The organism is Streptomyces sp. NPDC047022 (genome assembly GCF_040644155.1).
Classification (GTDB): Bacteria; Actinomycetota; Actinomycetes; order Streptomycetales; family Streptomycetaceae; genus Streptomyces.
The window spans coordinates 69,924-86,353 of the sequence record NZ_JBEYVV010000017.1 but is presented as its reverse complement, the minus strand read 5'-3'; the positions used below and the strand labels follow the sequence as shown (position 1 = coordinate 86,353).

10 protein-coding genes are annotated in these 16,430 nt (G+C 68.2%); 7 read left to right on the top strand and 3 right to left on the bottom strand.

The genetic code is table 11. The features are described from left to right. Entirely contained in the window at positions 1-1,032 is a 1,032-nt protein-coding gene (locus ABZ845_RS19340; protein ID WP_360980928.1) for an alanine racemase, read from the top strand. Between the two features lie 133 nt (positions 1,033-1,165). Here the strand turns inward: ABZ845_RS19340 and ABZ845_RS19335 are convergent, their stop codons facing one another. Beyond that, the gene (locus ABZ845_RS19335; RefSeq protein ID WP_360980925.1) at positions 1,166-2,671 is read right to left on the bottom strand and encodes a glycosyltransferase 87 family protein; all 1,506 of its coding nucleotides are present in this window, start codon (positions 2,669-2,671) and stop codon (positions 1,166-1,168) included. 126 nt (positions 2,672-2,797) lie between these two features. Continuing rightward, complete coding sequence (locus tag ABZ845_RS19330) at positions 2,798-5,482, bottom strand: transglycosylase domain-containing protein (protein ID WP_360980922.1); 2,685 nt, start codon at positions 5,480-5,482, stop codon at positions 2,798-2,800. A gap of 374 nt (positions 5,483-5,856) precedes the next feature. Between ABZ845_RS19330 and ABZ845_RS19325 the strand changes: the two genes are divergently transcribed. From ABZ845_RS19325 to ABZ845_RS19310, 4 genes are all read left to right on the top strand, one after another. Continuing rightward, positions 5,857-6,537 (top strand): helix-turn-helix transcriptional regulator, encoded by a 681-nt coding sequence (locus ABZ845_RS19325; RefSeq protein ID WP_360980919.1) that lies wholly within the window; start codon positions 5,857-5,859, stop codon positions 6,535-6,537. A gap of 44 nt (positions 6,538-6,581) precedes the next feature. Then, the gene (locus ABZ845_RS19320; protein ID WP_360980916.1) at positions 6,582-7,664 is read left to right on the top strand and encodes an inositol-3-phosphate synthase; all 1,083 of its coding nucleotides are present in this window, start codon (positions 6,582-6,584) and stop codon (positions 7,662-7,664) included. Between the two features lie 95 nt (positions 7,665-7,759). Continuing rightward, a complete protein-coding gene (locus ABZ845_RS19315; RefSeq protein WP_360980913.1) occupies positions 7,760-9,022 on the top strand; it encodes an MFS transporter in 1,263 nt (420 codons plus the stop codon). Positions 9,023-9,142: 120 nt separating this feature from the next. After that, on the top strand, positions 9,143-9,730 hold the full coding sequence (locus ABZ845_RS19310) for a hypothetical protein (RefSeq protein ID WP_360980910.1): 588 nt from the start codon (positions 9,143-9,145) through the stop codon (positions 9,728-9,730). A gap of 124 nt (positions 9,731-9,854) precedes the next feature. Here ABZ845_RS19310 and ABZ845_RS19305 read toward each other — a convergent pair whose 3' ends face one another. Beyond that, positions 9,855-11,324, bottom strand: a complete 1,470-nt coding sequence (locus tag ABZ845_RS19305) for a CCA tRNA nucleotidyltransferase (RefSeq protein ID WP_360980907.1) — start codon at positions 11,322-11,324, stop codon at positions 9,855-9,857. A gap of 244 nt (positions 11,325-11,568) precedes the next feature. Between ABZ845_RS19305 and ABZ845_RS19300 the strand changes: the two genes are divergently transcribed. Both ABZ845_RS19300 and murJ read left to right on the top strand, forming a co-directional pair. Then, a complete protein-coding gene (locus tag ABZ845_RS19300) occupies positions 11,569-14,007 on the top strand; it encodes a DUF6049 family protein (RefSeq protein WP_360980904.1) in 2,439 nt (812 codons plus the stop codon). 46 nt (positions 14,008-14,053) lie between these two features. Further along, positions 14,054-16,420, top strand: a complete 2,367-nt coding sequence (murJ, locus tag ABZ845_RS19295; protein ID WP_360980901.1) for a murein biosynthesis integral membrane protein MurJ — start codon at positions 14,054-14,056, stop codon at positions 16,418-16,420. The last annotated feature ends 10 nt before the right edge of the window (positions 16,421-16,430 follow it).

Below are 16,430 nucleotides of genomic sequence, written 5' to 3'. Positions count from 1 at the left end.
ATGGCGCTCACGCTCTACGTCGACACCGCGCGCTGGCGGGCACACCACAAGCACGTGCAGGAGCAGTTCCCGGGGCTCGTCCCCGTCTGCAAGGGCAACGGCTACGGCTTCGGCCATGAGCGCCTGGCGGAAGAGGCGACCCGGCTGGGCTCGGATGTTCTGGCTGTCGGCACGACCTACGAAGCGGCCCGGATCAAGGACTGGTTCGGCGGCGACCTGCTGGTGCTGACGCCGTTCCGGCGCGGCGAGGAGCCCGTACCGCTGCCCGACCGTGTCATCCGCTCGGTGTCGTCCGTGGACGGCGTGTACGGGCTCGTGGGCGCTCGTGTGGTCGTCGAGGTTATGTCCTCCATGAAGCGGCACGGTGTGAGCGAGCAGGACCTTCCGCATCTGCACGCGGCCATCGAGAACGTGCGGCTCGAGGGCTTCGCCCTCCATCTGCCGCTCGACCGCACCGACGGCTCCGACGCCGTCGAGGAGGTCATCGGCTGGATGGACCGGCTGCGCGCGGCCCGGCTGCCGCTGCACACCATGTTCGTCAGCCATCTCAAGGCCGAGGAACTGGTGCGGCTGCAGCAGCAGTTCCCGCAGACACACTTCCGCGCCCGGATCGGCACCCGGCTGTGGCTGGGTGACCACGAGGCGACCGAGTACCGCGGGGCGGTCCTGGACGTCACCCGTGTCGCCAAGGGCGAACGCTTCGGCTACCGGCAGCAGAAGGCGGCCTCCGACGGCTTCCTGGTCGTCGTGGCGGGCGGAACGTCCCATGGCGTGGGCCTGGAGGCCCCCAAGGCCCTGCACGGCGTCATGCCCCGCGCCAAGGGCGTCGCCCGGGCCGGTCTCGCCACGGTGAACCGGAACCTCTCGCCCTTCGTCTGGGCGGGCAAGCAGCGCTGGTTCGCCGAACCCCCGCACATGCAGGTCTCGATCCTCTTCATCCCCGCGGACGCGACGGAACCCAAGGTCGGCGACGAACTGGTGGCGCATCTGCGGCACACCACCACCCAGTTCGACCGGCTCGTGGACCGTTGAGCGGAACACAGCCGCGCACGGCGCCCTTGGCGGCAGCCGCGGGCGCAGACGGCGATACAGCGCTGACAGCACGAAGGCCGTACACGGGATTCCGTGTACGGCCTTTGCCGTGGCCTCTCGGCACTCTGTTCGCTCAGGGCGAACCGTAGCGCGTGGGCTCGGCGTCCTGGCCGCCCCACTCCACATACGGCCCCCCGGAGTGCAGCGCGTGCCGCGGCGGACGGGCGGCGGCTCCGAGCACGAAGACGTCGGGTGTCCCGTCCAGTACACCGCCCGAGGGGTCGTCGTCACCGGCCCGGCGCACCGCATCCCGCTCGGGCATGAAGATGTCGCGCACGACGACGGCGCACAGGTAGAGGGTGCCCAGCAGGTGCACCGCGATGGCGACCTGGTACCCGTCGTCCGGCAGGCCCTTGTGGGCGTCTGCGCTGGTCGTGTACGCGAGATACATCCAGATCCCGAGGAAGTAGCCCACCTCGCACGCCTGCCAGATCAGGAAGTCCCGCCAGCGTGGGCGGGCCAGTGCGGCGAGCGGGACCAGCCACAGCACGTACTGCGGCGAGTAGACCTTGTTGGTGAGGATGAACACCGCGACGATCAGGAACACGAGCTGGGCGAAACGCGGGCGGCGCGGGGCCGTGAGCGTCATCGCGGCGATACCCGCACAGGCGACCAGCATCATGACCAACGCGCTGGCGTTGGCGGCATCCGTGGTGATCTCGATGTTCCGCCACCGCGAGATGAACAGGAAGACGGAGCCGAAGTCGATGGCGCGCTCCTGGCTGAAGCTGTAGAACTTCGACCAGCCCTCGGGGGCGAGGAGCATCACAGGCAGATTGACCACGATCCACGCACCCACGGCCCCCAGCACCGCGGTCCCGTACTCCCGCCACTTGCCCGCCCGCCAGCACAGCACGAAGAGCGGTCCGAGTACGAGGAACGGGTAGAACTTGGCGGCCGTCGCGAGACCGATCAGGACGCCGAAGGCGAGGGGACGGCCCCGCGACCACATCAGCATCGCGGCGGCCAGCAGCGCCACGGCGAGCAGATCCCAGTTGATGGTGGCGGTCAGCGCGAAAGCGGGCGCAAGGGCCACCAGGAGGCCGTCCCAGGGCCGACGGCGGTGGACACGCGCGGTGCATACGGCGATGACAACGGCGCACACCATGAGCATCCCGGCGTTGACCATCCAGTACATCTGCTCCTGGGCCTGGAGGGTGCCGCCCTGGACCGGCCATGAGGCGATCTCCATGAACACACCGGTGAGCACCGGGTACTCGAGGTAGCTCATGTCGCCGGGGAGCTTGTCGAAGTAGGGCACGCGCCCGTCGGCGAACCCACGGGCCTGGTAGAGGTGCGGAATGTCCGAGTAGCACGCGTGGGTGTACTGCGAGCTGGCGCCGAAGAACCAGCCGCTGTCGTAGCACGGCAGCTTCTGGACCATGCCGAGGGCGAACATTCCGATCGCGACGAGCGCCACGATGCGCACGGGAGTCCACCAGGACGTCCCGAGCAGCGCGTGCCGTCCGACAGGACCGCCGATCAGCTCACTGCCGGCCGCGGCGACCTCGTCCTCCCTGGTCGGCCTGACCGTGTCCGGCTCATGGACGCTCACTCGTGTCGTCTCTGCACTGGGCATGGGCTCATCCTGCCGTATCCGCATAAGAAAACGACGGGGCCGTCACACCCGGCGGGTGTGACGGCCCCTCTCTGTCAATGTTTCACGTGAAACACTCCGTTTCACGTGAAACACGTTCCGTGACGACTATCCGGTGCCGCCGGGGCCGCCGATGAAGCCACCGTTTCCGTTGCCCCGGGTACTTCCTCCGGGCCCGGTGGTCTCCGTCGGCGTCGTTCCGCCCGTCGCACCGGCGTCGGTGCCTCCATTGTTGTTGCCGCCGTTGAAGCCACCGTTGCCGCCACAGTTCCAGCCGAACTTGCCGCAGGTGTCGCTCGGCGTCGGCGTGGGCGAGATGAACGACCGGCTGGGCGTGGGCGAGGGCGAGGGGCTCTGCGTCAGGCTCTGCGTGGGCGTCGGAGCCGCGGTCGGGCTCGGGGTGTCGTTGACGATCTCACCGATCGGCTGAGGCGTCGGGAACGGCTGCGGACTCTGGCCCTGTAGAGCCTCCGCCATGTAGTCGTGCCAGATCTCGGCGGGGAACGAGGCGCCGTGGATCTTCTTCTGGCCGCCCGTTCCGTACATCTGCAGGAAGGTGCGGTTCTTGTTCGCCGCGTTGTCGTCCATGCGGTACATGCCGATGGAGGTCGACAACTGCGGTGTGTACCCGACGAACCAGGCGGACTTGTTGCCGTCCGTCGTACCGGTCTTGCCCGCCACGTCGCGGCCGGGCAGCTGTGCCGCGGTACCGGTTCCCTTGTCCACCACGGTCTTCAGAACGTCGCTCACGTTGTCGGCGACCTGCGAGGTGAAGGCCTGCTTGGTCTGCTTGACGTGCTGGAAGACCGGTCCGCCCCGGTCTTCGACCTTCTCGACCGAGTACGGGTCGTTCTGCTGACCGCTGGCCGCGAAGGTCGCGTAGGCGCCGGCCATACGGATGGCACTCGGGGAGGAGGTACCGATGGAGAACGAGGGGAAGTTGGCGCTGGCCAGGCTGGAGTCCAGGATGCCCGCGTCCAGAGCCGACTGCTTGACCTTGTCCAGACCGACATCCATACCGAGCTGGACGTAGGCGGTGTTGACCGAGAACTGCATCGCCTGACGCAGATCGATCTTGTAGTCGGGCGGGTTGCCGACCGACTCATTGCCATCGTTGGTCTGCAGCCACTCCTCGCCCTTCTCGTTCTTCCAGACGTTCCCGTTGTATTCCTTGATCTTCAGCTTGTTCTTGCCGCTGTAGAAGCTCTTCGGGGAGACGACGGTGCGCTCGTCCTGCGCCTGCTCATCCCCTAGATCCGGATTGCGCACGCCCCACTTCATCGCGGCCGCCAGCACGAAGGGCTTGAACGTCGAACCCACCTGGGCACCGGTCGCGTCGGCGTTGTTGGTGAAGTGCTTGGTCGCGTCCTCACCACCGTAGATCGCCTTGATGGCACCGGAGGAGGGCTCCACGGACGCGCCGCCGAACTGGACATAGGTGTCCGTCTTCGGGCGATCCTTCGGCTTGATGTTCGCCTGCTGGACCTTCTTGACGGCGCTCTCGAGCTCGCCGACCTTCTTCTTGTCGAAGGTCGTGTGGATCCGCAGACCACCCGTCTGCAGCTTCTGCTGGGTGACGTGCGTCTGATCGCTGTGGGTGACCAGATAGCTGTTGGCCAGGTCGACGAGATAGCCGATCTGCCCGCTCAGCCGGGTGTTCGACCGCGGGTTCTGGACATGCGGCAGGGTCCTGTACTTGTCCCGCTCCGCGGCGCCGAGATGACCGTACTGGACCATCTTGTTGAGGGTGTCCTGCATCTGCAGCTCGGCCCGGTGCTGGTTGGCCTGGGGTGTGGCGGACGGGTCGATGGAGGTCGAGCCCGCCGGGTCGTAGTACGTGGCGCCCTTCAGCATCGCCGCCAGGAAGGCGCACTCGCCCGGGTCCAGCTTGATGGCGGGCTTGTTGAAGTACGCGTGCGCGGCGGCCTCGATGCCGTAGGCGTTCCGCCCGTAGTAGGCGGAGTTCAGATAGCCGGCCAGGATTTGGTCCTTCTTGACCGTGGCGCCCACCTTGACCGCGACGAAGATCTCCGTGAACTTCCGGGAGACCGTCTGGGACTGGTCGTCCAGCATCGCGTTCTTGACGTACTGCTGGGTGATGGTGGAGCCACCCTGGGTCTGGCCGCCCGTTGCCATGTTGTAGACGGCGCGGGCGATGCCCTTCGGGTCGATGCCGCTGTCTGTGTAGAAGGTCTTGTTCTCCTGGGAGATGACGGCGTAGCGCATCGCCTGGGGGATCTGCGAGAGGTCGACGATCTGGCGGTTCGTCTCGCCGCCCGTGGCGACCATCTCGCTGTTGTCGGACCAGTAGTAGACGTTGTTCTGGGCCTGCGCGGTCTTGGCGATGTCGGGAACGCCCACCATCGCGTATCCGATGCCCGCGACCGCCACCAGGCCTCCTATGAAGCTGATGAACAGTCCGGTGACCAGCTTCCACGACGGTACCCAGCGGGCGGCTCCGTACTTGCCTGCACGCGGGTAGTCGATGAAGCGCTTCTTGGCGGGACCGGATGCCCGTCCCCTGCCGCGCCCCGGCCCGTTCGGGCCGCCGGGACCGCGTCCAGGGCCATCGGGTGCTCTACGCCGACCGCCCCCACTTCTCTGCGACGCTCGCCTGGCCTCAGCGCGACTGCCGTACGAGGGTTCTTCACCCCCCACCCCATGAGAGTCGGAAGGAGACCCGGTGGCGCCTCGCGGTGCCGCGCGGCGGCTGGGGGGCGCCGGCTGACCGCGGCGGGTCGCGGCGCGTCCGCCTCCCTGCGGCTGCGGCGATTTGCGACGGTGCTCGCTCATCGAACGATTACTCCTCGGGCAGGCGCATCCTGGCGCGCCTGGAAACGGCGGCTGGTTTCCGGTCCCCCCAAAGTACGGATGCGGTCGTTTGTGCATTCACCCGTACTGCACCGAGGACGAGGACGTTCCCTGGCGCCACTCGGTTCCCGGCGATGTGCATGCCGCACAGACTACGCACCGCCAAAACCTGCCTGACCCAGAACTTCACCCTAAAAAGTGCAACTCGCCTCGCCCGAATCGCGGATGTGACCCCGTTCACCCTGTCCCCTCTTGTCGCGCGCGGAGGGGCGTTCTATCGTTCTGATGTATCGACTCGATACATCAGCGTGAGATAAAGACCGTGCGGACGAGACAGTGACAGGGAGGAGGCGCACATGAGCCGGCGTTCCGGGATCCTCGAGTTCGCCGTCCTCGGCCTGCTCCGCGAGTCCCCGATGCACGGCTATGAGCTGCGTAAACGGCTCAATACATCATTGGGTGTATTCCGCGCGTTCAGCTACGGGACGCTCTACCCGTGCCTCAAGACGCTGGTCGCCAACGGCTGGTTGACAGAGGAGTCGGGCGGCACCTCCGAGGACGCCCTCGCCGCTCCGCTCGCGGGGCGCCGCGCCAAGATCGTCTACCGGTTGACGGCGCAAGGTAAGGAGCACTTCGAGGAACTGCTCTCGCAGACGGGTCCCGACGCGTACGAGGACGAGCACTTCGCCGCTCGTTTCGCCTTCTTCGGACAGACGTCCCGCGACGTGCGCATGCGCGTCCTCGAGGGCCGCCGCAGCCGACTGGAGGAGCGCCTGGAGAAGATGCGCGCCTCGCTGGCACGCACCCGGGAGCGCCTCGACGACTACACCCTCGAGCTCCAGCGCCACGGGATGGAATCCGTGGAGCGCGAAGTGCGCTGGCTGAACGAGCTCATCGAGAGCGAGCGGGCCGGACGGGACGTCAGGGGTCCCGCCGCCGACGGCTCCACTCACCACAGCACATCTGGAGAGACGGGCGGCCTGCCCCGGCACCGGGACAGCACCCGGCCGGATCCGTCCGACGACACCACCGCGTGAGGTCCAGTCGGGGCTTCACCTCGTATACACAGGGAGCAACCGGAATGGGTTCGGTTCGCGTAGCCATCGTCGGCGTGGGCAACTGCGCCGCATCGCTGGTGCAGGGCGTCGAGTACTACAAGGACGCCGACCCGGCGTCCAAGGTCCCGGGCCTGATGCACGTCCAGTTCGGCGACTACCACGTCCGTGACGTCGAGTTCGTCGCCGCGTTCGACGTGGACGCCAAGAAGGTCGGCCTCGACCTGGCGGACGCCATCGGCGCCTCGGAGAACAACACCATCAAGATCTGCGACGTCCCGTCCACCGGTGTGACGGTCCAGCGCGGCCACACTCTCGACGGTCTCGGCAAGTACTACCGGGCCACCATCGAGGAGTCCTCCGAGGCCCCGGTCGACGTCGTCCAGGTGCTCAAGGACAAGCAGGTCGACGTCCTCGTCTGCTACCTGCCGGTCGGCTCCGAGGACGCGGCGAAGTTCTACGCCCAGTGCGCCATCGACGCCAAGGTCGCCTTCGTCAACGCCCTCCCGGTCTTCATCGCCGGCACCAAGGAATGGGCCGACAAGTTCACCGAGGCGGGCGTCCCGATCGTCGGTGACGACATCAAGTCGCAGGTCGGCGCCACCATCACGCACCGCGTCATGGCGAAGCTGTTCGAGGACCGGGGTGTCATCCTGGACCGCACGATGCAGCTGAACGTCGGCGGCAACATGGACTTCAAGAACATGCTCGAGCGCGAGCGCCTGGAGTCCAAGAAGATCTCCAAGACGCAGGCCGTCACCTCCCAGATCCCCGACCGGGACCTCGGCGAGAAGAACGTCCACATCGGCCCGTCCGACTACGTGGCCTGGCTGGACGACCGCAAGTGGGCGTACGTCCGCCTCGAGGGCCGCGCCTTCGGTGACGTCCCGCTGAACCTGGAGTACAAGCTCGAGGTCTGGGACTCCCCGAACTCCGCGGGTGTCATCATCGACGCGCTGCGCGCCGCGAAGATCGCCATGGACCGCGGCATCGGCGGCCCCATCCTGTCGGCGTCCTCGTACTTCATGAAGTCCCCGCCGGTCCAGTACTTCGACGACCAGGCCCGCGAGGCCGTCGAGAAGTTCATCAAGGGCGAGGTCGAGCGCTAAGGACCACGCGAGCAGCGTGTGCCAGGACCGGTCCGCCGGTCTTCGTGAGTCCCCGGGTCATGTGCCCGGGGACTCTCGTGTGTGAGGCTGTGCCCATGTCCGTCCTGCGTGACCTGAGCGTCCTCCTGCGCTTCAGGAACTTCAGACGCCTGCTCGGCATCCGCCTCCTGTCCCAGGGGGCCGACGGCGTCTATCAGGTCGCACTCGCCGCCTACGTTGTCTTCTCCCCGGAGAAGCAGACCTCGGCCACGGCGATCGCCTCCGCGATGGCCGTGCTGCTCCTTCCGTACTCCCTCGTCGGCCCCTTCGCCGGTGCCCTGCTGGACCGCTGGAGGCGCCGCCAGGTCTTCCTGTACGGAAACCTGTCACGGTCCCTGCTGGCCTGTGCGACGGCTGTCCTGATGCTGAGTCATGTGCCCGACTGGCTCTTCTACGTCTCCGCACTGTGCGTCACCGCGGTCAATCGCTTCGTCCTCGCGGGCCTGTCCGCCGCCCTGCCCCGGGTGGTCGACGACGAACGCCTGGTGATGGCCAACTCCCTCTCACCGACGGCCGGCACGCTCGCCGCGACCGCGGGCGGCTCTCTCGCCTTCGCGGTCCGTCTGGTGGCGGCGGACTCCGACGCCGCGGTGGTGCTGCTCGCAGCGGCCCTGTACCTGGGTGCGGCCCTGACCTCGCTGAGCCTGGCACCCGGGCTGCTGGGCCCCGACCGGGAGGCGGCCCCGCCACGGCTGGGAGCGGCCCTCACCGGCACCTTCCGCGACATGGTCGCGGGAGTGCGTCATCTCGCGGCACCGGCGCGCCGGGAGACCGCCTGGGCGCTTGCCGCGATGACGCTGATGCGGTTCTGCTACGGCGCGCTGCTGGTCCTGCTGCTGATGCTGTGCCGCTATGCCCTGTCCTCGAGCTCGGACCAGGGACTCGCCCTGCTGGGGCTGGCGCTGGGCGTGTCCGGCGCCGGGTTCTTCGCCGCCGCCGTGGTGACACCGTGGGCGGCGGGGCGGCTGCGGCCCGGTGGCTGGATCGTCGTGTGCGCCGCGTCCGCCGCGGTTCTGGAGCCCGCCCTCGGTCTCCCGTTCGCCACCGGCCCCATGCTGGTCGCCGCCTTCGTCCTGGGACTCACCACACAGGGCGCGAAGATCTCCACGGACACGATCGTCCAGCACACGGTCGAAGACGCCTTCCGGGGCCGGGTCTTCTCCGTCTACGACGTGCTCTTCAACGTCGCCTTCGTCGGCGCCGCGGCGGTCGCCGCACTGATGCTTCCCCCTGACGGCCGCTCGGCGGCCCTGGTGGTCACGGTCGCCTGCGTCTACGCAGCGGTTGCTGCCGCTATGTACCGCTTCGGATGCCGGTAAGTGTCACATCAAAGCCACAGAGTCCTACCGGACTTCTACGTTGTCAGTGCGCACCGATAGCTTACGTGGGTCTTACTTCGCGCCACACGCGCCTCTCACGTCCCAAGGGGGACCCCGACAGTGACCACTCCGCCGTCCCAGGGCCAGAACCCGTACGCTCAGCCGCCTAACGCGCCCTTGGGTCAGCAGCCCGGCCAACCGGGCGTTCCGCCACAGCAGTTCGGACAGCCGGGCGTCCCGCCGCAGCAGTTCGGACAGCCTGGTGTTCCGCCGCAGCAGCCTGGACAGTCCGGTGTTCCGCCGCAAGGTGGCGCTCCCTACGCACCGTTCCCGAACCAGGGCGGACCCGCGGCCCCGATACCCCCACAGAAGGGCAAGAGCGGGAGTAAGAAGGCGCTGCGCATCATCGGCAGCATCGTCGTCGCCATCATCGTCCTGGTCGTGAAGTTCGGCATCGGCTGGTGGTTCAGCGAGACGGACGCGGAGACCACCTCGGTGGGTGCGTGCATGCACAACGACGGCACGCAGTTCGACCCGAAGCTCAAGGAGGTCGACTGCTCCTCCAGCTCGGCGCAGTACAAGGTCGTCAAGAAGTTCGACGGCACCAGCGACGGCGACAAGTGCAAGGACGTCCCGGACGCCACGATCTCCTACTACCAGTCGGGGGCCGCACATGACGTGGTGCTCTGCCTGAAGGACAACAAGTAGCCATCGGCCGCATGGTCCGCATCGGTGCGGGCACGGCAGAGGGGCGATGTTTCACGTGAAACATCGCCCCTCTTCCTTCACCCCGGGGTCATGTTTCACGTGAAACATGACCCCGGCCCCCGTCTCATCCCTGCTCGGCCCACCACTCCTTGAGCGCCGCTACCGCCGCGTCGTGCTCCATGGGCCCGTTTTCCAGACGCAGCTCCAGCAGGTGCTTGTACGCCTTGCCCACGACCGGGCCAGGGCCGACCCCCAGGATGTCCATGATCTGGTTGCCATCCAGATCGGGGCGAATAGCGTCGAGCTCCTCCTGCTCCTGGAGCTCGGCGATACGCTCCTCGAGGCCGTCGTAGGCGCGGGAGAGCGCGACGGCCTTGCGCTTGTTGCGGGTCGTGCAGTCGGAGCGGGTCAGCTTGTGGAGCCGGTCGAGGAGCGGACCCGCGTCGCGCACATAGCGGCGTACCGCGGAGTCCGTCCACTCGCCGGTTCCATAGCCGTGGAACCGCAGATGGAGCTCGACCAGGTGTGAGACGTCCTTCACCAGATCGTTGGGGTACTTCAGCGCCGCCATCCGTTTCTTGGTCATCTTGGCACCGACCACCTCGTGATGATGGAAGGAGACCCGGCCGTCCTTCTCGAACCGCCGCGTCCTCGGCTTCCCGATGTCATGCAGCAGCGAGGCAAGCCGCAGCGTGAGGTCGGGCCCCTCCTTCTCCATCGCCATGGCCTGTTCCAGCACGATCAGCGTGTGGTCGTAGACGTCCTTGTGCCGGTGGTGCTCGTCACGCTCCAGCCGCAGCGCCGGAAGCTCCGGCAGAACGCGGTCGGCGAGTCCGGACCCGACCAGCAGCGTCAGTCCCTTGCGGGGGTGGTCGGAGAGGATCAGCTTGTTCAGCTCGTCCCGCACGCGTTCGGCGGACACGATCTCGATGCGTTCCGCCATGCCCTTCATGGCCGCGACGACCTCGGGAGCGACCTCGAAGTCCAGCTGAGCCGAGAAACGCGCGGCCCGCATCATCCGCAGCGGGTCGTCGGAGAACGAATCCTCCGGCGTACCCGGGGTGCGCAGCACGCGGGCCGCAAGGTCATCGAGCCCGCCGTAGGGGTCGATGAACTCCTTCTCGGGCAGGGCGACGGCCATCGCGTTCACCGTGAAGTCGCGCCGGACGAGATCGTCCTCGATGCGGTCGCCGTACGACACCTCCGGCTTGCGCGAGGTCCGGTCGTAGGACTCGGACCGGTAGGTCGTCACCTCGATCTGGAAGCGCTGTACGGCGTCCCCGACGCGAGCGTCCTTCTGCGCGCCGACCGTCCCGAAGGCGATACCGACCTCCCAGGTGGCATCAGCCCACGGCCTCATGATCTTCAGGACGTCCTCAGGGCGGGCGTCGGTCGTGAAGTCCAGGTCATTGCCGAGCCGGCCCAGCAGGGCATCCCGCACCGACCCTCCGACCAAGGCGAGCGAGAATCCGGCCTCCCGGAAACGGCGGGCGAGGTCATCGGCGACAGGGGACACCCGCAGCAGTTCACTCACTGCGCGGCGCTGCACCTGGCTCAGGGGGCTGCTGGGACTGTCTTCGTTGGCGTTCGGCACAGCAGAAAAGGGTACGTGGCGCGCGCGGCGGCAGGCGCCTCCATTAATCGTGCACAAGCATCCCGTAAACATGCACAAGCGTTCCGCCCGCATGTTTACCTGGATCACCACGCATACAGGACAGCCCGGCCGCCGGCTCCGATCTTGGGGCGCGGACTGGGGCACTTCTGTTCCGCGGGCATCGTTACCATGCCTGGACGGACATTCCGACGACCACTGACGACGACGAGGGACGGGCGAGCGCGTGGCCGACGAGGCAGACTTCCAGGGGATGAGTCCCTCACCTGCCCGCCGGTGGCTCCGGCGCACCGGAGCACTGCTGGCGGGTGCGCCCCTGCTGGCCGGCCTGCTGCAGCTGCCCGCCGGTATGCCGGCCCACGCCGTCGAGAAGAGCGCCCCCGCGGAGGCCGGCGGCTCCCGGACGGTCAGCGTCTCAGTCGACACGCTCACCCCCAGCGCGCCCACCGACAGCGACACCCTGACCGTGTCCGGCACGGTCACCAACAACAGCAAGCAGGCCGTCACGGATGCCCATGTGGGCCTGCGAGTGAGCCCCGACACACTGAGCAGCCGCTCCGCCATCGACCATGCCGCGCAGCGCACCGGCTACCTGCCCGGCGTCGACGGCGCCGAGATCGGCGGCAAGTACGTCGAGGACTTCGACAAGCTCGCCCCGGGCGTCTCGCAGACGTTCAGCATCTCGGTGCCCGTCAAGGACCTGGACCTCGGCGACGACGGCGTCTACCAGCTCGGCGTCTCGCTCTCGGGCCAGACCGCCGCCCAGCCGTACGAGCAGGTGCTCGGCATCCAGCGGACCTTCCTGCCCTGGCAGCCCGACGCCCCCTCCACCAAGACGAAGACCACGTATCTGTGGCCGCTGATCTCCAACGTCCATATGACCGCGGAGACGCTTCCCAACCAGCAGCAGACCCCCGTCTTCCAGAACGACGACCTGGCCAAGGAGATCTCTGCGGGAGGCCGCCTCTCCCAGCTCCTCTCCCTGGGCAAGAACCTCGATGTCACCTGGGTGATCGACCCGGACCTGCTGGCCTCCGTGGACGCCATGGCGAGCGGCTACAGCATCAAGGGGGACGGTGACAAGGTCACGGCGGGCAGGAACCAGACGGTCGCCAAGCAGTGGCTCGGCGAGCTCGAGAAGGCGGTCCAGAACAAGGAGGTCGTCGCCCTCCCCTTCGCCGACCCCGATCTGGCCTCGCTCGCGCACAACGGCAAGAACGTCACCGGCTCTCTCAGCCATCTGAAGGACGCCACCGACGTGGCGTCGAGCACAGTGGAGACCGTCCTCCATGTGAAGCCCGACACCGACTTCGCCTGGCCGGTGGACGGGGCCATCGACCCCTCGATCGTCAAGGTCGCGACTTCCGCGGGCGCCGACAAGGTGATCGCCCGCAGCGACAGCCTTCAGGACGACCGTCTGTCCTACACGCCCACCGCCGCCCGCCCCATCGGCTCAGGCACCACGGCGGTGGTGGCGGACGCAGGCCTCTCGACGGCGTTCGAGGACGATATGACCTCGGCCTCCGGGTCCACGCTCGCCGTGCAGGAATTCCTGGCCCAGAGCCTGATGATCAACCTTCAGGAGCCGGGGAAGGAACGCAGCATCGTCGTCGCCCCGCAGCGGATGCCGTCCGCGAGCCAGGCCGCCTCGATGGCGCAGGCGCTGACGGCACTCCAGGGCGGCCACTGGTCCCAGCCCGCCGGCCTATCGGACGCGGCCAAGGCCAAGCCCGACCCCGATGCCGCGACGAACGTGCCGTCCACCTCCCGCTACCCCTCCTCGCTGCGCAAGGAGGAGCTGCCGCAGTCGGCGTTCCAGCTGATCGAGGACACCCAGGACAAGCTCGACAGCTTCAAGGTGATCCTGAACGAACGCGCACGGGTCGTCACGCCCTTCGGCAGGGCCATAGACCGCGCCATGTCCACCTCCTGGCGAGGGCACCCCACCCGGGCACTGGTCTTCCGGCAGGGCGTGAGGTCGTACCTCGACCTGCTCACCAGCCAGGTCCGGCTGATCAAGAAGTCGGAGACGAAGCTCTCGGGCCGCAGCGCCACGATCCCCGTGACGGTGCAGAACAACCTCATGCAGGGCGTCGGCCATCTCGTGCTGCGTCTCACATCGCAGCAGCCGACCCGTCTGAAGGTCGGAAACGGCCCCTACTACGAGCAGCCCATCTCCGTCTCGGGCGGGCACAGCCAGTCCGTGAAGTTCACCACCACGGCCAACGCCAACGGCAGGGCCGCGGTCGTCGCCCAGCTCTTCACGGAGGACGGCCAGCCATACGGCACCCCCGTCACCTTCGATGTGAACGTCACCGAGATCACGCCGACGGTGATGCTGGTCATCGCCGGCGGTGTCCTGCTGCTCGTACTCGCCGGCTTCCGCATGTACACCCAGCGCAAGCGGGTGGCCGCACGCCAGGCCGAGGAGGAGCCGGACAGCGGTTCCGAGGACCCGGACGCCGCCCCGCAGGGGGAGGGCCTGAACGAGTCCGCGGACGGCACCGTAGACACTGGGGACACGGTAGGTTCCGCGGAGAAACCCGAACAGGAGTCGGATACGCACACCGGGGCAGACGACCCGGAGCAGCCGAGTGACCCGGCAGCGGACACCGCACCGGAAAGCACCGACCCCTCCGGCACGGGTGAGAGAGTGGACCGTTGAGCGATGTCGTGGCCGGTGAGCCTGGTGACAATGAGGTGGGGCAACCATGAACGCGCCGTACGACGGTGACCGCGGCCGGAGCGCCGCGGGCGGCTCGGGCTACCCCGAGGGCCCGCCGCCGCACGAGCACGGAGAGCACGGACAGCCCTCACGGATGGACTCAGGACCCGAGACGGACGCCTATCCCCAGGACGCCTATCCCCAGGACGCGTACCCCCAGGACGCCTACGGTCAGGACCCCTACGGGGCACAGGACCTCACTGCCCAGGATCCGGTGGCCGAGGCCTTCTACGACCGTGCCGCGCACCCGCAGCCGGCGCCTGGCACGTATCAGCAGCATCCCCCCCACGCGCAGCCGCAGACGCCGCCGTACGCCCCGGACCCCCGGATGTGGACGCGGCCGTCCGCGCCGGAGCCGGAGGGGCCCTCGCAGCACCTGGCGTACGGCGACCCCCGCACGGCGCAGTTCACGGGCGCCGACGACCAGGCCGCCCGGGCCGGCGAGGAGCACCACGAACCGGATGCCTTCGCGCATCTCTTCCGGGACCAGCAGCAGGGCGGCGGCCGGCAGTACACGGAGCGGCCGGCGGTGCCCGGCCCGGCCTACGCACCGTCCCCCGGCCAGAGCCCCGCGGGTCAGTACGCGGGATCCGCCTACGCTGCCCCCATGTCCGCGCAGGAACGGGCTTACGCCGCCGCCCCCGGAGCGGCCTCCGTACCCGCGTCGGCGCCCGCGGCCGCCCCCGAGGCGGTCCCCGGGGAAGCACCGGCCGGGAAGAAGGGCGGACGGGCCTCGGGCCTGCTGAAGTCCAGCGCCGTGATGGCGGCGGGCACGATGGTCTCCCGGCTCACCGGCTTCATCCGCTCGGCGCTGATCGTGTCCGCACTGGGTGTGGGTCTGCTCGGCGACACCTTCCAGGTCGCTTACCAGCTGCCGACGATGATCTACATCCTGACCGTCGGAGGCGGCCTCAACTCCGTCTTCGTCCCGCAGCTCGTGCGTGCCATGAAGGAGGACGACGACGGCGGCGAGGCGTACGCGAACCGGCTGCTCACCCTGGTCATGGTTGCGCTGGGCGCACTCACCGTGGTCACGATCCTCGCCGCGCCGCTCCTCATCCGTCTGCTGTCCGACCCCGTCGCCAGCGACCCGGCGGCCGACGCGGTCGGCGTGACCTTCGTCCGCTACTTCCTGCCCTCGATCTTCTTCATGGGCATCCACGTGGTGATGGGGCAGATCCTCAACGCCCGCGGAAAGTTCGGCGCGATGATGTGGACCCCGGTCCTGAACAACATCGTGATCATCGTGACGCTCAGCATGTTCATCTGGGTGTACGGCTCCGCGGCGAACTCCGGGATGAAGGTCACGACCATCCCGCCGGACGGCCAGCGCCTGCTCGGCGCCGGTGTCCTGCTCGGGCTCGTGGTCCAGGCCGTCGCGATGATCCCGTATCTGCGGGAGACCGGGTTCCGGCTGCGGCTGCGCTTCGACTGGAAGGGCCACGGTCTGGGCAAGGCGGCCACCCTCGCCAAGTGGACCATCCTGTTCGTCCTCGCCAACCAGGCGGGCGCGATCGTGGTGTCCCAGCTGTCCACGGCCGCGGGCAAGGCATCTCCCGTCGAGGGCACCGGCTTCGCCGCCTACGCCAACGCTCAGCTGATCTGGGGCCTCCCGCAGGCGATCATCACCGTTTCCCTGATGGCCGCCCTGCTGCCGCGCATCTCGCGCTCCGCCTCGGAGGGCGACGCGGGTGCCGTCCGCGACGACATCTCCCAGGGCCTGCGCACCACGGCCGTGGCGATCGTGCCGATCGCCTTCGGCTTCATCGCACTCGGCATCCCGATGTGCACCCTGATCTTCGGGTCCTCAGGCACCGGCGCCGCCACCAACATGGGGTACATGCTGATGGCCTTCGGCCTCGGCCTGATCCCGTACTCCGTGCAGTACGTCGTCCTCCGCGCGTTCTACGCGTACGAGGACACCCGCACCCCCTTCTACAACACGGTCATCGTGGCCGCCGTGAACGCGGGCGCCTCGGCAGCCTGCTACCTCCTGCTCCCGGCCCGCTGGGCCGTGATCGGGATGGCGGCCTCGTACGGCCTCGCCTACGCGATCGGTGTCGGTGTCGCCTGGGCCCGGCTGCGCAAGCGGCTGGGCGGCGATCTGGACGGTGCCCGGGTGATGCGTACGTACGCGCGGCTCGGGATCGCCTCGGTGCCCGCGGTGCTGCTGAGCGGCGCGGTCTGCTACGAGGTCGGCCAAACGCTGGGGCAGGGTGCCGGCGGCTCGTTCCTCGCCCTGATCGGCGGCGGGGCCCTGCTGCTGGGCGTCTTCTACGTCGCCGCACGGAAGATGCGCATCGAGGAACTCAACTCAATGGTCGGAATGGTGCGCGGGCGCCTGGGGCGCTGAGGCGGGGGTA

Coding starts and splice junctions, on each gene's coding strand:
- ABZ845_RS19340 (WP_360980928.1), top strand. CDS start 1: ATGGCGCTCACGCTCTACGTCGACACCGCGCGCTGGCGGGCACACCAC.
- ABZ845_RS19335 (WP_360980925.1), bottom strand. CDS start 2,671: ATGCCCAGTGCAGAGACGACACGAGTGAGCGTCCATGAGCCGGACACG.
- ABZ845_RS19330 (WP_360980922.1), bottom strand. CDS start 5,482: ATGAGCGAGCACCGTCGCAAATCGCCGCAGCCGCAGGGAGGCGGACGC.
- ABZ845_RS19325 (WP_360980919.1), top strand. CDS start 5,857: ATGAGCCGGCGTTCCGGGATCCTCGAGTTCGCCGTCCTCGGCCTGCTC.
- ABZ845_RS19320 (WP_360980916.1), top strand. CDS start 6,582: ATGGGTTCGGTTCGCGTAGCCATCGTCGGCGTGGGCAACTGCGCCGCA.
- ABZ845_RS19315 (WP_360980913.1), top strand. CDS start 7,760: ATGTCCGTCCTGCGTGACCTGAGCGTCCTCCTGCGCTTCAGGAACTTC.
- murJ (WP_360980901.1), top strand. CDS start 14,054: ATGAACGCGCCGTACGACGGTGACCGCGGCCGGAGCGCCGCGGGCGGC.